Below are 19784 nucleotides of genomic sequence, written 5' to 3'. Positions count from 1 at the left end.
GTGGTGCGTCAAATGCGGGTGGCGGGACGCGCGGACGGGGTCGCGGTCTGGCAAAAAAAAAGCCGCGATCGCGGCTTTTCTGCGGTTCCCACCCCGGATTCAGGCCTTCGTCTCGTCCTTGGCCTTCCCCGAGCGCGCCGCCGGGCGGCCCATGGTCCCGCCGACGAGGTTCTGCTGGAAATCCTTCCACAGCTCCAGGTTCTTCTCGGTCAGCTGGTTGAGCATGGTCCACGGCGCCTGGCCGATCAGCCCGCTCATCTGCTGGCGGAACTGCTGCTGCTGTTCCAGGAACATCGTCATCGAGCGTTCCAGGTAACTGCCCATGAAGCCCTGCAGCGAATCCCCGTAGAACCGGATGATCTGGCTGAGCAGCTGGGTGGACAGCATCGGCTCGCCCTCCTGCTCGTGCTCCGAGATGATCTGGAGCAGCACGCAGCGGGTGAGGTCATCGCCGGTCTTGGCGTCGCGCACTTCGAACTCTTCGCCATCGACGATGAGCTGGCGCACGTCTTCGATCGTGATGTAGCTGGAGATGCGCGTGTCGTACAGACGGCGATTCGGATATTTCTTGATGACGCGGACTGGCATGTGCGGTCGACCCCCGAGGAACGCGGAGCCGAGCATGGCGCAGTGCAGCAGCGGAATGCAATAACCCTGTCAAGAGCCTCAGGTCATCATCGTGAACGGGCGGTTGGACGGGGTTTAGCGAAGCCGCGTGGCCCGCTCCCGACCTCCCCCGCGCGGCGGGGGAGGAGGCAGGCGCCGATTACCAACCCATGTATTGGCCGCCGTTGGCGGACAGGTTGGCGCCGGTGATCCAGCCGGCTTCGTCCGGCAGGAAGAACGACACGGCGTAGGCGATCTCGTCGGGCTCGCCGAGGCGGCCGGTCGGGATCTGCGCGACGATCTTGTTGCGCACGTCCTCCGGCACGGCCATGACCATGTCGGTGCCGATGTAGCCGGGCGAAACGGTGTTGACGGTGATGCCGAACTTCGCGTTCTCCTGCGCCAGCGAGATCGTGAAGCCGTGCATGCCGGCCTTCGCGGCGGCGTAGTTGGCCTGGCCGTACTGGCCCTTCTGGCCGTTGATCGAGGCGATCTGCACGATGCGGCCCCACTTGCGGGCGCGCATGCCTTCGATCACCGGGCGCGTGACGTTGAAGCAGGAATTGAGGTTGGTGCAGATCACCTCGGTCCACTGCTGCGAGGTCATCTTGTGGAAGGTGGTGTCGCGCGTGATGCCCGCGTTGTTCACCAGGATGTCGACGGGCCCGAGCTGGCGTTCGACCTCCTGGACCATCGCGGCGGCATCGTCGGCCGAGGCCACGTCGCCCTTCGCCAGCGCGATGTCCAGGCCTTCGCCGCGCAGCTTTTCCTGCCACTCGCGGGCTTTCTCTTCATTGCGGTAGTTGGTCGCCACGCGGTGGCCGGCGAGCGCCAACCGCTTGCAGATGGCCGTGCCGATCCCGCCCGTGCCGCCTGTCACCAACGCTATTTTTGCGCTCATGTGCCTCTCCCTTTGCAGTTCGCCCGAGTCTAGGCGTCGGATGCGACAGTGGCGTTGTGCAGTGCAATGGAGCGCGAAGGGATGCGTGAGGGATCGAACTCGACCAGTGCGGCCGCCAATGCAGCCCCTGGCGAGGCGCAATCGGCCAGTGCGGCCGGCGACTGGCCGAGCGCGGCCCACGCGAAGCGCAAGGCCGGGAGCGGATCGGCCGCATCGATCGGCAAGGCCGCCTGCGATTTCGAGAGCTTTCGGCCTGCGTCGTCGACGACCAGCGGCAAATGCGCGTAGCGCGGCGTCGGCAGGCCGAGCGCGCGCTGGAGGACGATCTGCCGCGGCGTGGAGTCGAGCAGGTCGGCGCCGCGGACGATGTCGGTGATGCCTTGCGCGGCGTCGTCGACGACCACGGCGAGCTGGTAAGCCCACAAGCCATCGGCGCGACGCAGCACGAAATCGCCGACCTCCGCGCTGACGTCCTGCACCACGCGACCCTGGATCGCGTCGTCGAACGCAACGTGCGTCCCCGCCGGCACGCGCAGCCGCACCGCGGGCGTGCGGCCGGGCTGCGGGCCCGCTACGCAGGCGTGGTGGATACCGCCGGCGGGCGCAAGGTCGGTGCGGCTGCACCAGCATTCGAACGCGGTGCCGGCATCGATGAGTTGCCCGAGCGCCTCGGCGTAGGCGGCATCGCGCGTCGACTGGTACAGCACGGCCTCGTCCGGCGTGAAGCCGAAGGCGGCGAGGGTGCGCAGTTGGTGGTCGATCGCGCCCGCCTGTTCGCGCGGCGGATCGATGTCCTCCACGCGCACCAGCCACGCGCCCCGCGCATGGTGCGCGAACAACCAACTGCCGAGCGCAGCCAGCAGCGACCCCGGATGCAGCGGGCCGGTGGGCGAGGGCGCGAAGCGCCCGCGGACGTGGGTGTCGGTGAACATTCGACTTGAATTTAACCGGCCCGCGCCTCAGTTTTCGACCACGGCCGCGACCCCCGGCGGCCAGGACCCCCGCCATGTTCAAGCGCGTCGCCCTGTTCCTCGCCACCAACCTCGCCGTCCTCGCGCTGTTGAGCATCGTGATGTCGGTGCTGGGCCTCAATCCCTCGAGCATGGCCGGCCTGCTGGTGATGGCCGCGGTCTTCGGTTTCGGCGGGTCGATCATCTCCCTGCTGTCGTCGAAGTGGATCGCCAAGCGCACCACCGGCGCCCACGTCATCGACCAGCCGCGCAACGAAACCGAACGCTGGCTCGTCGACACCGTGCGCCGCCAGGCGCAGGCCGCCGGCATCGGCATGCCGGAAGTCGCCGTCTACGACGCGCCGGAAATCAACGCCTTCGCCACCGGCGCCAACCGCAACAAGGCGCTGGTCGCCGTCTCCACCGGCCTGCTGCGCGCCATGGAGCGCGACGAAGCCGAAGCGGTGCTGGGCCATGAAGTCAGCCACGTCGCCAACGGCGACATGGTCACGATGGCCTTGCTGCAGGGCGTGCTGAACACCTTCGTGATCGTGCTTTCGCGCGTGGTCGGCCGCGTGATCGACGGCTACCTCAGCGGCGGTCGCGACAGCGGCGGTGGCGGCATCGGCTATTTCGTCACCGTGTTCGTGCTCGACATGGTGTTCGGCCTGTTCGCCAGCATGATCGCGATGTGGTTCTCGCGTCATCGCGAATTCCGCGCCGACGCCGGCGGCGCCACGCTGGCCGGCCGCGACAAGATGGTCGCCGCGTTGCAGCGCCTGTCGCAGACCTACGGCGCGAGCACGCTGCCGAAGCAGGTGGCCGCGTTCGGCATCAGCGGCGGCGTGGGGCACGGGTTGAAGCGCCTGTTCCTCAGCCATCCGCCGCTGGAGGAACGCATCGAAGCGCTGCGGAACTGGCAGCCGAATTCCGGCGACGTGCGACAGGGTGTCGTCGCGTAAACAAGAAGCCCGCCGGAAGGCGGGCTTTTTCGTTGCAGCGTGCGATGGATTACTGGAATTCGTAATCCATCTCGGGACCCGCGGCTGCCAGGAAATGCCCCTGCACGAAATCCACGCCGCTGGAGAACAGGAACGTCATGCTGCCGGCGTCCTGCACGAACTCGGCGATGGTCTGCGCACCCGTTTCCGCCACGCGCGCGCTCATCTCGCGGATCTTCGCCTGGTTTTCCGGGTTGGACGCCAGGTCCTGGATGAAGGCGCGATCGATCTTCACCAGCGCCGGTTCGAAGTGCTGCATCAGCTGGAACGAGTTGAGGCCCGTGCCGAACTGCTCCAGCCCCACGCGCGTGCCGAAGGCGGCCACCGCGGCGCGGAACGCCTGGGCCTGCTTGAGGTGCGTGAACACCTTGGACTCCGGCAACTGCAGCACCAGGCGCGAGCCCGGCACCTTGTGCACGGCCAGCTGTTCGCCGATGTAGCGCGCCAGCGTGTCGTCCTGCAGCGAGGCCTGGGTGATCTTGACCAGCATCGTGGTTTCTTTCCGCAGGCGCGCGCGCTCGGCGATCACCTGGATCGCGCGGCCCACCACCCAGCGGTCGATTTCCCACAGCAGGCCGTGCTCTTCGGCGATCGGCAGGAACATCTGCGGCGGCACCAGCTCGCCTTCGTTCGCGCCGCGCAGGCGCAGCAGCGATTCGTAGGTTTCGCCTTCGTCGCCGTGCAGGCTGATGACCGGCTGGTAATGCAGCACGAAGCCATCGCCGTCCACCGCCGTGCGGATGCGCTCGACCCACGCGCGCATGCGTTCTTCTTCCGCGCGATCCACCGCGCCCGGGTCGAAGATGTCGGCGCGGTTGCCGCCCACGCCCACCGACGACTGCACGCCCTGGCTCGCCTTGGCGAGCACTTGCGTCACCGAAGCGATCTTCTCGCCGATCTGCACGCCACCGATGCTCACCGTGGCGCTGAGCGAACGCTCGCCCACCGCGAACACGTGGTCGGCGAACGCCGAGCGCATGCGTTCGGCCAGCTCCACCGTGCTCTGGTGGTCGCTGTTGCGCGACAGCACCGCGAACTGGTGTTCGCCGAAGCGCGCCGCGACGTCGTCGTCGCGCAACGCGCTGCGCAGGCGGTCGGCGAGCGCGGCGATCAGGTCGTCCGCCGCCGCCAGGCCGATTTCCTGCAGCAGCTTGACGAAGTGATCGGGCTCCACCAGCAGCAACGCGTGGTGCGCGCCGCTCTGCGCCGTGCCGGCCACCGCGGTCTCGAGGGTCTGCAGGAACGTGGCACGGTTGAGCAGGCCGGTCGCCTGGTCGCGCTGGCGCAGCTCTTCGACTTCCCGCGCGAGTTCGGGGTCGGTTTCCTGGCGGCGGAACACGATCTGCACGCACGGCTCGCCTTCGTAGAAGGCGGGCGTGAATTCCATGACCGCCGGGAAGCTGTTGCCTTCCTGGTCGCGCGCTTCCAGTTCGTAGCGCGGCGGGGGCGTCTCGCCCTTCGACAGCTTCTTGAGCAGCGTCTTGAAGTCGGCCACGTCCTTGGACGCGACCAGGTCGAGCAGCGACATGCCTTCGAGGTCCTCGAAGTCGTCGAAGCCGAACATCTCCAGGTACGCCGCGTTCGCGCGGATGTGCATGCCTTCGTGCACGTAGGCGATGGGGTCGCGCGAGGATTCGATGAGTGCGTCGCAGCGGCGTTCGGTCTCGCGCACCTGCGCTTCGAGCAGGCGCTGCGCGCGACGCGCTTCCAGGTCGGCCCATTCGGCGCGCACGGTGCCGAGCAGGTGCGGCGCCCGGCCGCGCAGCACCAGGCCGCGCACGCCGCGTTCCTGGGCCTGCAGCAGGGTGGTGTCGTCGACGGTGTCGACCACCATCAGCACGGGCACGTCCTTGCCGCTGGCATCGAGCGCCTGCATGACCGCCGCCAGCGTGGGCGACTTGGCTTCGCGGGCGACGATGGCGATGTCGAGCGCGCCGCCCAGCAGGGCGGGCAGCTCGGCCTCGGATTCGGGGCGCGCTGCGCGCACGGCGATGCCGGCATTGCGCAGGCCACTGGCGATGGCCTCCGCTGCTTCGACACTGTCGTCGACGATCAGCAGCCGCAGCACGCTGTCCTGTTTGACTCGCATCCGTCTCTCTCTTGATCGGGTCGGCCCGGTCCGCCTCTCCTTCGGCGGGACGACGGTCGCGGGGTGGTTCGCAGGGCTCACGCCCATGCAAACGTTTCCCGACGACGAACGGATGCACTTATGGCACGAATGGTGGCTTGCGGTCCATGCGCCCGCGTCCGTTCAGAGGGGTCGCTTGCCCGGATCGCCGGGCAGTTCACGGACCAGGCGCGGCACGAGGTACCCCGACACCCGCGCGGCGAGGGCCCGGTGCAGGGCGATCGCGGTGGCGTCGTCGACCTCGAAATGGGCCGTGCCCTGCACCCGGTCCAACTGGTGCAGGTAGTAGGGCAGCACGCCGGCGGCCAGGCCCCGCTCGGAAAGCGCGGCCAGTGCGTCCACCGAATCGTTGACCCCGTGCAGCAGCACGGCCTGGTTGAGGAGCAGCGCGCCGGCCTCGCGCAGGCGCGCGAGGGCTTCGTCCACCTCGCCATCGAATTCATGGGCGTGGTTGGCGTGCACCACCACCGTCACCGGCCAGGGCAGGGCGCGCAGCCAGGCGACGAGGTCGGCGTCCACGCGCGCGGGCAGCACGATCGGCAGGCGCGTGTGCACGCGCAGGCGGCGCAGGTGCGGGATCGCGGCCAGTGCATCGGTCAGTTCGGCCAGCTTGTGGGTGGCCAGCGTCCACGGATCGCCGCCGGACAGGATCACTTCCTCCACGCCCGGATCTTCCGCGATGCGGGCCACGGCCTCGCGCCAACCGTTCGCCGCCGCGGTGTCGCCGGCGTAGTCGAAATGGCGGCGGAAGCAGTAGCGGCAATGCACCGCGCAACTCCCCGTGGCGACGAGCAACGCGCGCCCCCGGTACTTCTGCAGCACGCCGTGCGCGGTGCGCGCGGCGAGGTCGCCGACGGCATCCAGGCCGAAGCCGGGGACCAGGCGGTCCTCGTCATCCAGCGGCAGCACCTGCCGCAGCAGCGGATCGCGCGGATCGCCGGCCCGCATGCGCGCCACGAACGCCCGCGGCACCCGCAGCGGGAACTGCGCTGCGGCCGCATCGGAGATCCGCGCCGACAGCGCCTCCAGCCCGAGCATCGACAGCAGTTCCCGCGGGTCGCGGACCGCATCGCGCAATTGCCGTTGCCAGCCGGCGGGGGCAGGCAGCGGCTGCAGGGGAAGGGGTGGGGCGGGTATCATGCCGGGCTAGTCGCTTCAGAGCCCGCCATTCTAGCCGCCGATCGCGGCCCGGCCGGCCCTCGCACACATTCGCAACAGGAGCACCACCGTGGCCACGCTAGGCATGAACGACGTCAAGACCGGACAGAAGATCCTGGTCAACAACGACCCTTGCATCATCATCGACACCGAATACGTCAAGCCGGGCAAGGGCCAGGCGTTCACCCGCGTGAAGTACCGCAGCATCAAGTCGGGCCGCGTCGTCGAAATGACGATGAAGGCCACCGACAGCGTGGAACAGGCCGACGTGGTCGACACCGACATGCAGTACCTCTACGCCGACGGCGAGTACTGGCATTTCATGAACCAGGAATCCTTCGAGCAGGTCCAGTCCGACAAGGCCGGCATGGGCGGCGCGGAGAAGTGGCTCAAGGGCGAAGAGGAATGCGTGGTCACGCTGTGGAACGGCTCGCCGATCATGGTCACCCCGCCCAACTTCGTCGAACTGAAGATCGTCGAGACCGATCCGGGCGTGCGCGGCGACACCTCGGGCGGCGGCGGCAAGCCGGCCACGCTCGAGACCGGCGCGGTGGTCCGCGTGCCGCTGTTCGTCGGCAACGAAGAGATCATCAAGGTCGACACGCGTTCGGGCGAATACGTCAGCCGCGTGAAGTGATGTGACCCAGCCCGCGCCCAACATGATCGAAGGCATGGATTCGCCCGCCGCGTACCTGGCGGTGTGGCTGGTCGGCGTGCTGCTGGCCGCCGGCGCGGTGCTGTGGCTGTGGAACAGCACCCTGCCGCGGATCTTCCCCGGCCAGGTGCGCACGCTGTCCTACGGCGAATCGCTGCGCCTGATGATCCTGGCGTGGCTGCTGTTCGGGGCCGGCGCGTTCGGGCTCACCTACGCGCTCGGGTTCGGCGTCTGGTGACGCGCGAAGCCTGCGACCTGCTGGTCGAAGCCGGCCACGTCGTCCCGGTCGTCCCGCACGGCGTGGTGCTCGAGCGCCATGCCGTCGCCGTGCGCGACGGCGCGATCGTCGCGATCCTGCCCATCGACGCCGCGCGCGAACGCTTCGAAGCGCGCGAAGTCGTCTCGCGCCCCGATGCCGCGCTGATCCCGGGCCTGGTCAACGCGCACACGCACAACCCGATGACGCTGCTGCGCGGCGTCGCCGACGACCTGCCGCTGATGGACTGGCTGCAGGGCCACATCTGGCCGATCGAGGGCGCGGTGATCGGGCCGGATTTCGTTGCCGATGGCGTGTCGCTCGCGATCGCCGAGATGCTGCGCGGCGGCACCACGTGCTGCAACGAAAACTATTTCTTCCCCGACGTGCAGGCCGCGACGTACCGCAAGTTCGGTTTCCGCGCGCGCGTCGGCCTGCCCGTCATCGACTTCCCCACCGCGTGGGCGCGCACGTCGGACGAATATTTCCACCGCGCCGGCGAAGTGCACGACCAGTGGCGCAACGATCCGCTGGTGGCCACCGCGTTCGCGCCGCACGCGCCGTACACCGTGTCGGACGCGAACTTCGAACGCATCCGCATGCTGTCCGACCAGCTCGACGTGCCGGTGCACTGCCACGTGCACGAAACCGCGCACGAAGTGACCGAATCGCAGGCGCAGCACGGCCAGCGTCCGCTCGCGCGGCTGGATCGCCTCGGCCTGGTCAACGATCGGTTGATCGCCGTGCACATGACGCAGCTCACCGACGCGGAAATCGCGCTGTGCGCCGAACGCGGCGTGAGCATCGCGCACTGCCCGGAATCCAACCTCAAGCTCGCCTCCGGCTTCTGCCCGGTCGCGAAGATCACGCACGCCGGCATCAACCTTGCCATCGGCACCGATGGCGCAGCGAGCAACAACGACCTCGACATGTTCGGCGAGCTGCGCACCGCGGCGTTGCTGGCGAAGGGCGTCGGCGAAGACGCATCCGCGCTGGATGCGTTCGCCGCCTTGCGCGCCGCGACGCTCGGTGGTGCGAAGGCGATGGGCTTCGACCATCTCGTCGGCTCGATCGAAACCGGCAAGCAGGCCGACCTCGTGCTCGTCGACCTCGGCGCGCTCGAAACCCAACCTTTGCACCACGTGGTGTCGCAGCTCGTGTACGCGTGCGGCCGCCACCAGGTCAGCGACGTGTGGATCGCGGGGCAGCGCAAGCTCGACAAGCGCATCCTCGTGGACATGGACACCGATGCGCTCGTCGCCAACGCGCGCCAGTGGCGCGACCGCATCGCCACGGTACGCACGGCGTGACGCAGGAGCCCGGCATGCAAGACGCAGCGCGCGACGACAACCCTTCGTCCGACAACTTCCGCCAGGCCGAACTCGATCGCTTCAACGAGCTCGCGCATCGCTGGTGGGATCCCGAAGGTCCGCAGAAGGCGTTGCACGCGCTGAATCCCGCGCGCCTGGCCTACGTCGCCGAACGCGCGCCGCTGCCCGGCACGCGCGTGCTCGACGTCGGATGCGGCGCGGGCTTGCTGAGCGAAGCGATGGCCGCGGCGGGCGCCGATGTGGTCGCGATCGACCTTGCGCCCGACCTGCTGAAGGTCGCGCGCCTCCACGGCCTGGAAACCAACGTGCGCGTGGACTATCGCGAAGTCGCCGCCGAAACGCTGGCGGCCGACATGCCCGCAGCGTTCGACACGATCACCTGCATGGAAATGCTCGAGCACGTGCCGGATCCCGGCGCCGTGCTGTCCGCGTGCGCAGCGATGCTCAAGCCCGGCGGCCGCCTGTTCGTCTCCACGCTCAACCGCACGCCGGCCGCATTCGCGCTGGCGATCGTCGGCGCGGAATACGTCGCGCGCATCCTGCCGAAGGGCACGCACCAGTACCGCGATTTCATCAAGCCGTCCGAACTCTCGGCGTGGCTGCGCGCCGCCGGCCTCGAACTCGAGGACGTCAGCGGCCTGCTGTACGAACCCTGGCGCAATGCCGCGCGCATCGGCCGCCGCACGGACGTGAATTACCTGGCGTGCGCCCGGAAGCCCGGATGAGTGCATCGCAGCAAGCCAGCGCGCCCCGCTTCCCGCGCGCCGTGCTGTTCGACCTGGACGGCACGCTGCTCGACAGCGCGCCGGACATGCTCGCCACGGTGAACGCGATGCGCGCCGCGCGCGGACGCGGCCCGATGGCGATGGACGCGTTGCGCCCGGTCGTGTCGAAAGGCGCGCGCGCGATGGCCGCGGCCGCATTCCCCGATGTCGATGCCGACGAGCGCAACGGCTGGATCCCCGAGTTCCTCGAAATCTACGAACGCGAACTCGGCCACCACGGCGAACTGTTCGACGGCGTCGCGGAGATGCTCGCCGCGCTCGAAGCCGACGGCTGCGCGTGGGGCATCGTCACCAACAAACCCGAATACCTCGCGCGCAAGCTGATGCCGCTGCTCGGCTGGGAAACGCGCTGCGCCGTGCTGATCGGCGGCGACACGCTGCCGCAGCGCAAGCCGCATCCGCTGCCGTTGCTGCACGCGGCCGACGCGATGGGCGTCGCGCCCGCCGATTGCGTGTACGTCGGCGACGACGAACGCGACATCGCCGCCGCGCGTGCTGCGCGCATGCGTTCGGTCGTCGCGCTGTGGGGCTATCGCCTGGACGAAGACGATCCGCAAGCGTGGCAGGGCGACGTGCTCGTCGAAACGCCGCGCCAGTTGCTGGACGCCGCTGCGTGGCCGGCGTGATGCCCGTGCGCGATCCGGCGGTCGACAGCGCGCTGGAAAAGTGGCGCGCGCACTGGCCCGAGTGGACCTTCGCCGAACCCTTCGTGCCGTTCATGCATCGCGAGCGCGCGCAGGCGTGGTTCGCCTTGCGCAGCGAACTGGTGCAAGCCGCGTGGGGCGGCGCCGATCCGCGCCCCGGCGAAGCGAAGCTCGCGTGGTGGGCCGAAGAACTGCAGGGCTGGGCGCGCGGCATGCGCCGCCATCCGCTGGGCAACGTGTTGCAGCGCGAAGCCGCGCCGTGGGGCGACCTGGGCGCGAGCCTGGCGTCGCTGGCCGCATCGCGCCAGCGTGCCGCCAACGAAGACGAAGCGTTCGCGCGCCTCGTGCCGCATGCGCAAGCGCTGTCGTCGATCTCCACGCGGCTGTTCGCCTCGCCGTCGGACGCGGCCCCGGTGCCGAGCGTCGTCGCAGGCCTGCTGGCGGAACAACTCTTCCTGCTGGATGCAGGCGCGGTGCCGCAAGCCTTCGCGTCGGCGCCGGATGCGCCGCGGACCTGGGCGCGCGAATTGTGGAATCGCTGGCCCATCCCGCACGAAGGCGCGGTGGCGGGGCGCCTCTACGCCACGTTGCTGCGCAAGCGCCTGCTCGGATTCTCGAAGGGCGCGGCCCCCGCGACGCCGCTGCCGGCCTGGCGAGCACTGGGTGCAAGCTGGCGCGCCGCAAGGCGCTAGCGCTCGTCGTTCCCGCGAAGGCGGGAACCCATCGATCCGATGGGCGCGTCGGCCTGGATTCCCGCCTTCGCGGGAATGACCTGTTCCGGCCGCGTCGACACGGCCCCGCTCGCCGCGCCGCTACAATGCGCGCCTTCGCATTCCCCCGGCGAACCCCCGATGTCCTCCACGCAAGGCCCCGCCCAGCTCCCCGATGTCGCCTTCGAAGCGGCTGCGCTCGCACGCCCGCTCGACTGGGTGGGCATGGATCGCGTCGCGGTGCCGGTGCGCGTGCATGACGCGGAAGGCGCGACCGTGCAGGTCGCCGCCGATGTCGATGTCGCCGTGGACCTGCGCGATGCCGACGCGCGCGGCATCCACATGTCGCGCCTGTACCTGCAGTTGCAGCAGGCCTTCGCGCGCGAAGCGATCACCGCGCCGGGCCTGCGCCGCGTGCTGCAGGGCTTCATCGATTCGCAGGCTGGCCTGTCGACGCGCGCGCGCCTGCAGGTCCGCTACGACCATCTGCTGCAGCGTCCCGCGCTGGCGAGCGGACACCTGGGCTGGAAGCGCTACCCCGTGTCGATCGACGCCGAACTCGCCGACGGCCACCTGCAGCTCGTGCTCGGCTTCGCCGTCGAGTATTCGAGCACGTGCCCCGCGTCGGCTGCGCTCTCGCGCCAGCGCAACGCCGATCGCTTCAACGAAGACTTCGCCGCCGCGCGCCCGTTGTCGCCGCAGGTCGTGGGCGAATGGCTTGCGTCCGAACGCGGCCTGGCCGCCACGCCGCACGCACAGCGCAGCCGCGCCGACGTGCGCGTGACCTTGCGCCCGGCCTTCGACGAACTCCCGCTGCTCCCGCTCGTCGATGCGGTGGAAGCCGCGCTCGGCACGCCGGTGCAGACGGCGGTGAAGCGCGAGGACGAACAGGCCTTCGCCGAACTCAACGCCGCCAACCTGATGTTCTGCGAGGACGCCGCGCGCCGCGTGGCGGCCGCGCTGGCCAGCGATGCGCGCGTCGAACGCTGGGACGTGCGCGTAGCGCACTTCGAAAGCCTGCACCCGCACGATGCGGTGGCGCGGGTGTCGGGCGCGCACGCTTAACGCGTCGCGTCGTCCCCCAGCACCAGCAGCGGATCGATCCGCACCTCGAACCAGTTCATGCCCCAATGCAGGTGCGGCCCGCTCGCGCGCCCGGTCGCGCCGACGGCGCCGATCACCTGGCCCTGCGCGACGCGATCGCCCACGTGCACATCGATGCGCGACAGGTGCAGGAAATTCGAACTCACGCCGTGGCCGTGGTCGAGCAGCAGCGTGCCGCCGGTGAGATAGAGGTCGGTGGCCGCGAACGTGACGATGCCCGCCGCTGGCGCCAGCACCGGCGTGCCCGTGGGCGCCGCGATGTCCATGCCCGAATGCGGCGCCTGCGGGACGTCCGTGCCGTCCTTCAAGACGTACACGCGCCGGTTGCCGAAGCGTCCGCTGATGCGGCCGCGCACCGGCCAGATGAAGGCCTGTGCAAAATCGCTGCGCGCATCGTCGCGCGTGCGCGCGGCGGCGACGGCGGCCTGTTCGCGTTCGATGCGCGCGGCGATCTCCGGCGGCGGCGACACGGTTTGCGGCGGCACGCCGGTGATGCGTTCGACCGGGAAATCGCGCGGCGTGACGGTGATGCGGTGTTCGATGGGCGCCGACGACGGCGGCGTGATCGCGACGACGATCGAGGCGGGCGCATCGCGCGCCACGCCGATCGCGAACGTGCCATCCGGCGCGACGCGCACCACGCGTCCGGCATATTCGACGCGCGCGTCGGGATGCGTGTGGCCGATGACGAGGGCGCCTTGCTGGACTTCGTCCGGGAGCACGTAGGTCGTGCGCGCGTGCGTCGTCGGCGGCGTGATGACCGCGCCGGTGCCCGGATTGGAAGCGCAGCCTGAAAGCAACAAAGCCGTCATTCCCGCGAAGGCGGGAATCCACGAAGCGCGACGAAGCCCCGGTTTCCCGCCTTCGCGGGAATGACGCGCCATCGACCTCACCGCGCGAATTCCAGCCTCTGCCCGTTCGGCGTCCCCGCCAGTTGGCTGCCGTCCCACACCAGTTCGCCATTCACCCACGTGGCGCCGATGCGCGAATGGAACGTGCGGCCTTCGAACGGCGACCAGCCGCACTTCGACAGCACGTCCTCGCGGCGCACGGTGAACGGCGTGTCGTCGATCAGCACGATGTCCGCAGCAAAGCCTTCGCGCAGGAACCCGCGCTGCGCCACGTCGAACAACTGCGCCGGCGCATGCGACACCTTCTGCACCACCTGCGCGGTGGTGAGCTTGCCTTCGCGCACCAGTTCCAGCGCCGCGACCAGCGCGTACTGCACCAGCGGCAGGCCGCTCGGCGCGCCGGTGTAGGGGCGTGACTTCTCTTCGAGCGTGTGCGGCGCATGGTCCGTTGCCAGCACGTCGATCACGTCCTCGGCGACCGCGGCGATCAACGCCTCGCGATCGCTGGCTTCCTTGATCGACGGATTGCACTTGATCAGGTGCCCGAGCGTCGCGTAATCGGCGCGGTCGAAGCGCAGGAAGTGGATGCAGGTTTCGGCGGTGATGCGCTTGCGCGTGCCGTCGCCGCGGATGAGCGGGCCGCGTTCGAACAGGGCCAGCTCGTCGGCGGTGCTGATGTGCAGCACGTGCAGGCGCGAATCGTTGCGGCGGGCCAGCTCCAGCGCGAGCAGCGTGGACTTCATGCACGCCTGGCGCGAGCGGATGTCGGCGTGGAATTCGGCCGGGATGTCGTCGCCGAAGCGCGCCTTGAACTGCGCCAGGGTGGCGTCGATCATCGGCGTGTCTTCGCAGTGCGTGATGATCGGCGTGGGCGCGTACTTGAAGATCGCGTCCAGGGTCTCCGGGTTGTCGACCAGCATGTTGCCGGTGGAGGCGCCCATGAACACCTTCACGCCCGGCGTGCGCAGCGGATCGATCGCCTTCACCGCTTCCAGGTTGTCGTTGCTGGCGCCCATGTAGAAGCCATAGTTGGCGCGTGCCCGTCCCGCGGCGCGCGCGTACTTGTCTTCCAGCGCCGCCGCGTCCAGCGTGGGCGGGTTGGTGTTGGGCATGTCCATGAAGCTGGTGAGCCCGCCGGCCACCGCGGCCGCGGACTCGGTGGCGATGTCCGCCTTGTATTCCATGCCCGGTTCGCGGAAGTGCACCTGGTCGTCGATCATCCCGGGCAGCACGCGGCGCCCGGCGGCATCCACGACGTGTTCGCCTTCGCGCGCGGACAGGCCGGTGCCGATCTGCGCGATGCGCCCGTTCTCCATGCGCAGGTCGGATTCGAATTCGCGGCCGTCGCTGACGAGGCGGGCGTTGACGATCAGCGTGGGCTTGCTCGCGATGGGGGGCATGCGGAGTTCCTTCTGAATGCGGATCAGCGTGGCGGCACGGGATCGTGCCCGCCGGGGTGGAAGGGATGGCAGCGCGCGACGCGGCGCGCGGCGAGCCAGCTGCCGCGCAGGGCACCGTAGCGTGCCACGGCTTCCATCGCGTACTCCGAACACGTGGGTGCGAATCGGCAGCGCGGGCCGAGCAACGGGCTGATCCAGCGCTTGTAGGCGCGCAGGCAGCCGATGAGCAGACGGTCGATCACGGTGCGCAAACCGGTCCTCGTATAGGCGTGGCGGGACGATGTTGCGCGGGTTGCCGCACCCGGCGGGGCAGGGTATAACAGCGCGCTTTCCCGCCTCAAGGGAACGAGGACGTCACGCTCGTGGCAGCGAAGAAACCAGCGAAGAAGGCCGCCAAGGCCGCGAAGAAGACCAGCGCCGCCAAGCCGGCAGCGAAGAAGCCCGCCGCGAAGAAAGCCGTGCCCGCCAAAAAGGCGACGCCGGCGAAGAAACCCGTAGCGAAGAAGGCAGCCCCGGCGAAGAAGCCGGTCGCGAAGAAGGCAGCGCCGGCGAAGAAGCCCGTCGCCAAGCCCGTCGCGAAGAAACCTGCACCCGTCAAGAAGGCTGCTGCACCGGCGAAAGCCGCGCAGAAGCCGGCAGCCAAGGCTGCCCCCACCAAGGCCGCGCCTGCGAAGGCCGCGCCGATGAAGGCCGCACCCATCAAAACCGCACCCGCAAAAGCCGCACCTGTCAAAGCCGCACCCGTCGCGAAGTCCGCGCCGGCCGCAGTGAAGAAGCCCGCCGCCAAGCCCGCCACGACGAGCGCACCGTTCGACGCACCGGTGGCAAAGCCCGTCGCCACCCCGGCCAAGGCCACCAAGCCCGCCACCGCAAGCGCACCGAAGTCGGCCACCACGTCGGCCGCCGTCACGTCGCGCCCACGTCCGGAGGGGAAAGTGGCGGTTGCCGTCGCAGCCCGTCCGGCTGCGCCCACGCCGCGGGGAAAAGTGAAGGTCGTGCAGTACAAGAACGATGAGACCACGGGTCGTCCCGTCATCCCGCAGGGCTACAAGCCCTCGAATGACGAGGAGTACATGAGCCCGTTGCAGGTCGAGTACTTCCGCCAGCGCCTGCTGTCCTGGCGCAGCGACCTGGTCGAGGAATCCAAGCAGACCATCGAGAACCTCAAGGACGAAGTGCGCGACGTCGGCGACGAAGCCGAACGTGCGACGCGCGAGACCGAGAACTCGCTCGAACTGCGCACGCGCGACCGCTACCGCAAGCTGATCGGCAAGATCGACAGCACGCTCAAGCGCCTGGATGCCGGCGAATACGGCTACAGCGTGGACTCGGGCGAAGAGATCGGCCTGGAGCGCCTCGAAGCGCGCCTCACCGCCGAGCGCACGATCGACGAGCAGGAGCGTTGGGAGCACTTGCAGAAGCAGATGGGCGACTGAGTTCCATCGCCCGTCATTCCCGCGCAGGCGGGGATCCAGGAAGCCCCGCGGAAGCGGGCCTTTTTGTTAGTGCAGCTCGCGCAAGTCCAGCTTGCGCAACTTCGGCGCCAGCTTCGCGGTCGCCGCGACGATGCCCATCGTCATGCACCCGCCGAAGATCACCGACGGCACCAGGCCCAGCAGCTTCGCCGCCAGGCCCGATTCGAACGCACCGAGTTCGTTCGACGATCCGATGAAGATCCCGTTGATCGCGGACACGCGCCCGCGCATCGCGTCGGGCGTGGCGAGCTGCAGGATGGTCGAACGCAGCACCACCGACACACCGTCGAATGCACCGGAGGCGAATAGCAACGCCGCCGACAGCCACATGTTCTTCGACAGCGCGAAGCACACGATGCACAGCCCGAAGCCGAACACCGCCATCAGCAGCAGGCGGCCCGCGTTGCGTTCCGGCGGCTTGCGCGACAGCCACAACCCGACGATCACCGCGCCCGCGGCCGGCGCACCGCGCAGGATGCCGAGCGCTTCCGGCCCCGCGTGCAGCACGTCCTTGATGAAGGCCGGCAGCAACGCGACCGCGCCGCCGAACAACACGGCGAACATGTCGAGCGCGAGCGCGCCGAGCAGGATCTGGTGGCCGAACACGAAGCGCAGTCCTTCGCCGATGCTGGCGAAGATGGGCGCGCGTTCGCCTTCGTGGTGCGGTTCGTGGATCCGCATCAGCAGCAACGCGATCGCCGCTGCGAGTGCGAGCGCCGCGGCCAGGCCATACGCCGCGCCCTTGCCGGCCCACGCGACCAGCGCGCCGCCGAACGCGGGCCCGAGCACGAGTCCCAGCTGGAACACGACGCTGCCGAACCCCGCGCCGCGCGCGAACTGCTCGCGCGGCAACACGCGCGCGAACAAGGTGTTGTAGATCGGCGTCAGGAACGAACGCACCGTGCCGGTGAGCGCGATCGCCGCGTAGATCAGCAGCGTGCCGTGCGGATCGAGCCAGCCTTGCGTGATCGACACCAAGACGAACGCGGTGATCGCCAGCCCCGAACACGCAAGCGCGCCGAGACGCCGCCGCCGCAGGTGATCGACCAGATAGCCGGCGAACGGCGCGACGCAGAAATACGGGATCACTTCCGCCAGCCCCACCAGGCCCAGCGCGAGCGGATCGCGCGTGATCTCGTAGATGTGCCAGCCCACCGTCACCGCGACGATCTGGTACGACAGCATCGCCAGGATGCGATAGCTGAGCAGTTGCAGGAACGCGCGGTTCTTCAGCGGCGCCGGTGCGGCCGCGGCGACGGCTTCGCTCACGCGGCGATCGCCCGTGCGCGGTCGCGGATGAAGCCCAGCAGCGCGGCGTGGCCGTTGCTGCGCGTGGGCGACAGGTGCTTCGACAGGCCGATCTCTTCGATGTACGCAGGTTCCGTGGCGAGGATCTCGTCCGCCGAACGCCCCGAGTAGACGCGCAACGCGAGGAACGCCAGGCCCGACACGATCGCCGAGTCGCTGATCGCGCGGAAATCCAGGCGCGCGCGGTCGCCTTCGCCGACGATCCACACCATCGACTGGCACCCGTGCAGGCGATGGTCTTCGGTCTTCAGCGCATCGGGGAACGCGGGCAGCTTGCGGCCGAGGTCGATCAGGTACTGGTAACGCTCCGACCAGTCACCGAAGAACGCGAACTCCTCGGCGATCGCGGCCTGCGCCTGCGCGGCGCTGGGCTCCAGCGGGAACAACGCGTCGCTCATTCCAGCCACCTGGTTCATGCACGCTTCCAGCGTACGCCCTGGGGCGTGTCTTCCAGGAGAACGCCTTCGTCGGCCAGCTGTTGGCGGATGGCGTCGGCGCGGGCGAAATCGCGCGCGGCCTTGGCGGCGATGCGTTCGTCGATCAGGGCCTGGATGCGGGTGTCGTCGTCTTCGGACGCACCGCGTGCGAACCAGGCTTCGGGCGCCTGTTGCAGCAGGCCCAGCGCGAGCCCGGCCCCGAGCACTGCGGCCTTCGCTTCGCGGCGCGCGGGCCCTTCGGCCTTGCGTGCGTCACCGGCGATGCGGGCGAGTTCGGCGAGCGCCTGCGGCGTGTTGAGGTCGTCGTCGAGCGCGTCTTCGATCGTCGCGGGGATCGCGGGCGCGGCGTCCACGTCCGCGAGGTCGCGCAACGTGCCGTACAGGCGATCGAGCGTGCGCACGGATTGTTCGATCAGCGCCGGCGTCCAGTCGAGCGGCTGGCGGTAGTGCGCCGACAGCAACGCCAGGCGCAGCGCTTCGGCCGGGTGCTTCGCGAGCAGGTCGTGGATGCGCTCGACGTTGCCCACCGACTTGGACATCTTCGCGCCACCGAACACCAGCATCCCGTTGTGCAGCCAGAAGCGCGCGAACGGTTTTCCGCCGTGCGCGCATTCGCTCTGCGCCACTTCGTTCTCGTGGTGCGGGAACTGCAGGTCGATGCCGCCGGCGTGGATGTCGATGGTGTCGCCGAGGTGCGCTTCGGCCATCGCGGAGCACTCGATGTGCCAGCCGGGACGGCCGCGGCCCCACGGCGAATCCCAGCCGGGGAGGTCGTCCGTCGAGGGCTTCCACAACACGAAGTCGCCGGGATCGCGCTTGTACGGCGCCACTTCGACGCGCGCGCCGGCGAGCATGTCGTCGGGATCGCGGCGCGAGAGCTTGCCGTATTCGGAAAAACTTCCGACGGAGAACAGCACGTGGCCTTCCGCCGCGTACGCATGCCCGCTTTCGATGAGGCGCTCGATCATCGCGACGATCTGCGGGATGTGGTCGGTCGCCTTCGGCTGCAGTTCCTGCGGGACCACGCCGAGGGCCGCCATCTCCTCGCGGTAAGCGGCGGTGAAGCGGTCGGTGATCTGGCCGATCGGCACGCCCGCTTCGCGCGCGGCGTTGTTGATCTTGTCGTCGACGTCCGTGATGTTGCGCGCGTAGCGCAGGCCGCCGAAGCGGCGGCGGAGCAGGGCGGCCAGCACGTCGAACACCACGGGCCCGCGCGCGTTGCCGATGTGCACGTAGTTGTAGACCGTCGGCCCGCACAGGTACATCGTCGGGGCGGACGGATCGAGCGGCGCGAAGGGCTCGACCCGGCGCGTGAGGGTGTTGAACAGGCGCAGGTTCATGGCGTCGTACAGGGGGTGACCGGGGCATTCTACCGGTCACGACAGGGCCGATTCAGGCCGAAGGCCCGGTGCGGCGCTTACACTGAATGCGTGCGCACCCTCGCAGCCCCCGTCATCGCCCTGATCCTGTCCGCCTTCGCGGGCGCCATGCCCGTGGTCGCACGGGCCCAGGACAGCGGCACCACGGTGCTCCAGAACGAGAACGTCCGCCTCGACTTCGCCCAGGTGATGCGCGTGCAGCCGATCTACCAGGTGTTGCGCGCCACCCGCATGGAACCGCGCTGCCACGGCGACGCCGAGCCCGCGGGCACCGGCGTGGCGAAGGTGGTCGGCGCCGTGCGCGGGGCCTTCGGCGGCAAGCCCGCGCCGGCGCCGGCCCAGGGCGAGTGCGAGATGGTCCCCGTCGTGCGCGAATTCCGCCGGCCCATCGCCTACGACGTGGACTACGTGTACCGCGGCACCAAGTACCGCTCGCGCCTGCCGTTCGACCCGGGCAACCGCCTGCGGGTCCGCGTTTCGGTGGTGCCCTACATCCCGCCGCGCGCCAGCACGCCCTGACGCTTTCGTTGCATCGCCGCACCCTTGGTGCGACCATGCGCGCCCCATGACGCACCTCCGCGCCGACGCCGACGTCCTCACCTCCGCCTACATGGCGGCCGGGATGACTTCGCGCGCGCGCCGACTGCAGGCCCACAAGTTCGCTGGGTAGCAGCCAGGCGTCATGCTTGCTTGCGAGAAACCCGG

At 69.3% G+C, this 19784-nt stretch carries 21 protein-coding genes; 10 read left to right on the top strand and 11 right to left on the bottom strand.

The features are described 5' to 3' along the window. Nucleotides 1-99: 99 nt before the first annotated feature. The 3 genes from phaR to gluQRS form a co-directional block, all read right to left on the bottom strand. Nucleotides 100-588: a polyhydroxyalkanoate synthesis repressor PhaR gene (phaR, locus tag LYSCAS_RS00745; protein WP_213435150.1), complete on the bottom strand. Its 489-nt coding sequence runs from the start codon at nucleotides 586-588 to the stop codon at nucleotides 100-102. Between the two features lie 178 nt (nucleotides 589-766). Further along, nucleotides 767-1507, bottom strand: a complete 741-nt coding sequence (phbB, locus tag LYSCAS_RS00740; RefSeq protein WP_213435149.1) for an acetoacetyl-CoA reductase — start codon at nucleotides 1505-1507, stop codon at nucleotides 767-769. A gap of 29 nt (nucleotides 1508-1536) precedes the next feature. Continuing rightward, complete coding sequence (gluQRS, locus tag LYSCAS_RS00735; protein WP_213435148.1) at nucleotides 1537-2439, bottom strand: tRNA glutamyl-Q(34) synthetase GluQRS; 903 nt, start codon at nucleotides 2437-2439, stop codon at nucleotides 1537-1539. Nucleotides 2440-2513: 74 nt separating this feature from the next. Here gluQRS and htpX point away from each other — a divergent pair, with 74 nt between their 5' ends. After that, nucleotides 2514-3419: a protease HtpX gene (gene htpX, locus LYSCAS_RS00730; protein ID WP_213435147.1), complete on the top strand. Its 906-nt coding sequence runs from the start codon at nucleotides 2514-2516 to the stop codon at nucleotides 3417-3419. 49 nt (nucleotides 3420-3468) lie between these two features. Here the strand turns inward: htpX and LYSCAS_RS00725 are convergent, their stop codons facing one another. Continuing rightward, nucleotides 3469-5547 carry an EAL domain-containing response regulator gene (locus tag LYSCAS_RS00725; protein WP_213435146.1) on the bottom strand — a complete coding sequence of 693 codons (2079 nt, stop codon included), beginning with the start codon at nucleotides 5545-5547 and terminating at the stop codon, nucleotides 3469-3471. A gap of 162 nt (nucleotides 5548-5709) precedes the next feature. Then, nucleotides 5710-6726: an EF-P beta-lysylation protein EpmB gene (gene epmB, locus LYSCAS_RS00720; protein ID WP_213435145.1), complete on the bottom strand. Its 1017-nt coding sequence runs from the start codon at nucleotides 6724-6726 to the stop codon at nucleotides 5710-5712. 88 nt (nucleotides 6727-6814) lie between these two features. On the opposite strand from epmB, the gene efp reads away from it, so the two are divergent. The 7 genes from efp to folE2 all read left to right on the top strand — a co-directional run bounded on the left by efp (nucleotide 6815) and on the right by folE2 (nucleotide 12190). After that, nucleotides 6815-7381: an elongation factor P gene (gene efp, locus LYSCAS_RS00715; RefSeq protein ID WP_213435144.1), complete on the top strand. Its 567-nt coding sequence runs from the start codon at nucleotides 6815-6817 to the stop codon at nucleotides 7379-7381. Between the two features lie 34 nt (nucleotides 7382-7415). Continuing rightward, complete coding sequence (locus tag LYSCAS_RS00710) at nucleotides 7416-7637, top strand: hypothetical protein (RefSeq protein WP_213435143.1); 222 nt, start codon at nucleotides 7416-7418, stop codon at nucleotides 7635-7637. Further along, nucleotides 7634-8965 (top strand): TRZ/ATZ family hydrolase, encoded by a 1332-nt coding sequence (locus tag LYSCAS_RS00705; protein WP_244858613.1) that lies wholly within the window; start codon nucleotides 7634-7636, stop codon nucleotides 8963-8965. Before LYSCAS_RS00710 ends, LYSCAS_RS00705 begins: the two co-directional genes overlap by 4 nt. A gap of 14 nt (nucleotides 8966-8979) precedes the next feature. Next, nucleotides 8980-9711, top strand: coding sequence for a bifunctional 2-polyprenyl-6-hydroxyphenol methylase/3-demethylubiquinol 3-O-methyltransferase UbiG (gene ubiG, locus LYSCAS_RS00700; protein WP_213435142.1), 732 nt, complete (start codon nucleotides 8980-8982; stop codon nucleotides 9709-9711). After that, nucleotides 9708-10397 carry a phosphoglycolate phosphatase gene (locus LYSCAS_RS00695; RefSeq protein ID WP_213435141.1) on the top strand — a complete coding sequence of 230 codons (690 nt, stop codon included), beginning with the start codon at nucleotides 9708-9710 and terminating at the stop codon, nucleotides 10395-10397. Before ubiG ends, LYSCAS_RS00695 begins: the two co-directional genes overlap by 4 nt. After that, nucleotides 10385-11107: a phytoene/squalene synthase family protein gene (locus tag LYSCAS_RS00690; protein ID WP_213435140.1), complete on the top strand. Its 723-nt coding sequence runs from the start codon at nucleotides 10385-10387 to the stop codon at nucleotides 11105-11107. Before LYSCAS_RS00695 ends, LYSCAS_RS00690 begins: the two co-directional genes overlap by 13 nt. Before the next feature lie 159 nt (nucleotides 11108-11266). Continuing rightward, nucleotides 11267-12190 (top strand): GTP cyclohydrolase FolE2, encoded by a 924-nt coding sequence (folE2, locus tag LYSCAS_RS00685; RefSeq protein WP_213435139.1) that lies wholly within the window; start codon nucleotides 11267-11269, stop codon nucleotides 12188-12190. Here the strand turns inward: folE2 and LYSCAS_RS00680 are convergent. The 3 genes from LYSCAS_RS00680 to yidD form a co-directional block, all read right to left on the bottom strand. Beyond that, entirely contained in the window at nucleotides 12187-13041 is an 855-nt protein-coding gene (locus LYSCAS_RS00680) for a M23 family metallopeptidase (protein ID WP_213435138.1), read from the bottom strand. The two genes, folE2 and LYSCAS_RS00680, sit on opposite strands and share 4 nt — an antisense overlap. 77 nt (nucleotides 13042-13118) lie before the next feature. After that, nucleotides 13119-14480 carry a dihydroorotase gene (locus tag LYSCAS_RS00675; RefSeq protein WP_213435137.1) on the bottom strand — a complete coding sequence of 454 codons (1362 nt, stop codon included), beginning with the start codon at nucleotides 14478-14480 and terminating at the stop codon, nucleotides 13119-13121. Nucleotides 14481-14503: 23 nt separating this feature from the next. Next, a complete protein-coding gene (yidD, locus tag LYSCAS_RS00670) occupies nucleotides 14504-14722 on the bottom strand; it encodes a membrane protein insertion efficiency factor YidD (RefSeq protein ID WP_213435136.1) in 219 nt (72 codons plus the stop codon). Between the two features lie 120 nt (nucleotides 14723-14842). Here yidD and dksA point away from each other — a divergent pair, with 120 nt between their 5' ends. Then, complete coding sequence (dksA, locus tag LYSCAS_RS00665) at nucleotides 14843-15916, top strand: RNA polymerase-binding protein DksA (RefSeq protein WP_213435135.1); 1074 nt, start codon at nucleotides 14843-14845, stop codon at nucleotides 15914-15916. 66 nt (nucleotides 15917-15982) lie between these two features. Here the strand turns inward: dksA and LYSCAS_RS00660 are convergent, their stop codons facing one another. Genes LYSCAS_RS00660 through cysS form a run of 3 tightly spaced genes read right to left on the bottom strand, consistent with a single transcriptional unit; the run spans nucleotide 15983 to nucleotide 19040 of the window. Further along, the gene (locus LYSCAS_RS00660) at nucleotides 15983-17224 is read right to left on the bottom strand and encodes an MFS transporter (RefSeq protein ID WP_213435134.1); all 1242 of its coding nucleotides are present in this window, start codon (nucleotides 17222-17224) and stop codon (nucleotides 15983-15985) included. Further along, on the bottom strand, nucleotides 17221-17661 hold the full coding sequence (locus tag LYSCAS_RS00655) for a SufE family protein (RefSeq protein ID WP_213437463.1): 441 nt from the start codon (nucleotides 17659-17661) through the stop codon (nucleotides 17221-17223). The genes LYSCAS_RS00660 and LYSCAS_RS00655 overlap by 4 nt, the downstream gene beginning before the upstream one ends. Before the next feature lie 14 nt (nucleotides 17662-17675). Next, nucleotides 17676-19040, bottom strand: coding sequence for a cysteine--tRNA ligase (gene cysS / locus LYSCAS_RS00650; RefSeq protein ID WP_213435133.1), 1365 nt, complete (start codon nucleotides 19038-19040; stop codon nucleotides 17676-17678). Between the two features lie 147 nt (nucleotides 19041-19187). On the opposite strand from cysS, the gene LYSCAS_RS00645 reads away from it, so the two are divergent. Next, complete coding sequence (locus tag LYSCAS_RS00645; RefSeq protein ID WP_213437461.1) at nucleotides 19188-19598, top strand: hypothetical protein; 411 nt, start codon at nucleotides 19188-19190, stop codon at nucleotides 19596-19598. Nucleotides 19599-19784: the final 186 nt, after the last annotated feature.

This window comes from Noviluteimonas caseinilytica (assembly GCF_018406605.1).
Taxonomy (GTDB): Bacteria; Pseudomonadota; Gammaproteobacteria; order Xanthomonadales; family Xanthomonadaceae; genus Noviluteimonas; species Noviluteimonas caseinilytica.
Note: the sequence above shows the minus strand (reverse complement) of the source record. Positions and strands in the feature narration are given on the sequence as shown.

Bases quoted from the DNA above. Each gene is read 5' to 3' on its own strand.
- LYSCAS_RS00675 (WP_213435137.1), bottom strand. From the start codon at position 14,480: ATGCCCCCCATCGCGAGCAAGCCCACGCTGATCGTCAACGCCCGCCTC.
- ubiG (WP_213435142.1), top strand. From the start codon at position 8,980: ATGCAAGACGCAGCGCGCGACGACAACCCTTCGTCCGACAACTTCCGC.
- epmB (WP_213435145.1), bottom strand. From the start codon at position 6,726: ATGATACCCGCCCCACCCCTTCCCCTGCAGCCGCTGCCTGCCCCCGCC.
- LYSCAS_RS00680 (WP_213435138.1), bottom strand. From the start codon at position 13,041: ATGACGGCTTTGTTGCTTTCAGGCTGCGCTTCCAATCCGGGCACCGGC.
- folE2 (WP_213435139.1), top strand. From the start codon at position 11,267: ATGTCCTCCACGCAAGGCCCCGCCCAGCTCCCCGATGTCGCCTTCGAA.
- LYSCAS_RS00725 (WP_213435146.1), bottom strand. From the start codon at position 5,547: ATGCGAGTCAAACAGGACAGCGTGCTGCGGCTGCTGATCGTCGACGAC.
- phaR (WP_213435150.1), bottom strand. From the start codon at position 588: ATGCCAGTCCGCGTCATCAAGAAATATCCGAATCGCCGTCTGTACGAC.
- LYSCAS_RS00645 (WP_213437461.1), top strand. From the start codon at position 19,188: ATGCCCGTGGTCGCACGGGCCCAGGACAGCGGCACCACGGTGCTCCAG.
- LYSCAS_RS00695 (WP_213435141.1), top strand. From the start codon at position 9,708: ATGAGTGCATCGCAGCAAGCCAGCGCGCCCCGCTTCCCGCGCGCCGTG.
- htpX (WP_213435147.1), top strand. From the start codon at position 2,514: ATGTTCAAGCGCGTCGCCCTGTTCCTCGCCACCAACCTCGCCGTCCTC.
- phbB (WP_213435149.1), bottom strand. From the start codon at position 1,507: ATGAGCGCAAAAATAGCGTTGGTGACAGGCGGCACGGGCGGGATCGGC.
- LYSCAS_RS00655 (WP_213437463.1), bottom strand. From the start codon at position 17,661: ATGAGCGACGCGTTGTTCCCGCTGGAGCCCAGCGCCGCGCAGGCGCAG.
- cysS (WP_213435133.1), bottom strand. From the start codon at position 19,040: ATGAACCTGCGCCTGTTCAACACCCTCACGCGCCGGGTCGAGCCCTTC.
- LYSCAS_RS00710 (WP_213435143.1), top strand. From the start codon at position 7,416: ATGGATTCGCCCGCCGCGTACCTGGCGGTGTGGCTGGTCGGCGTGCTG.
- gluQRS (WP_213435148.1), bottom strand. From the start codon at position 2,439: ATGTTCACCGACACCCACGTCCGCGGGCGCTTCGCGCCCTCGCCCACC.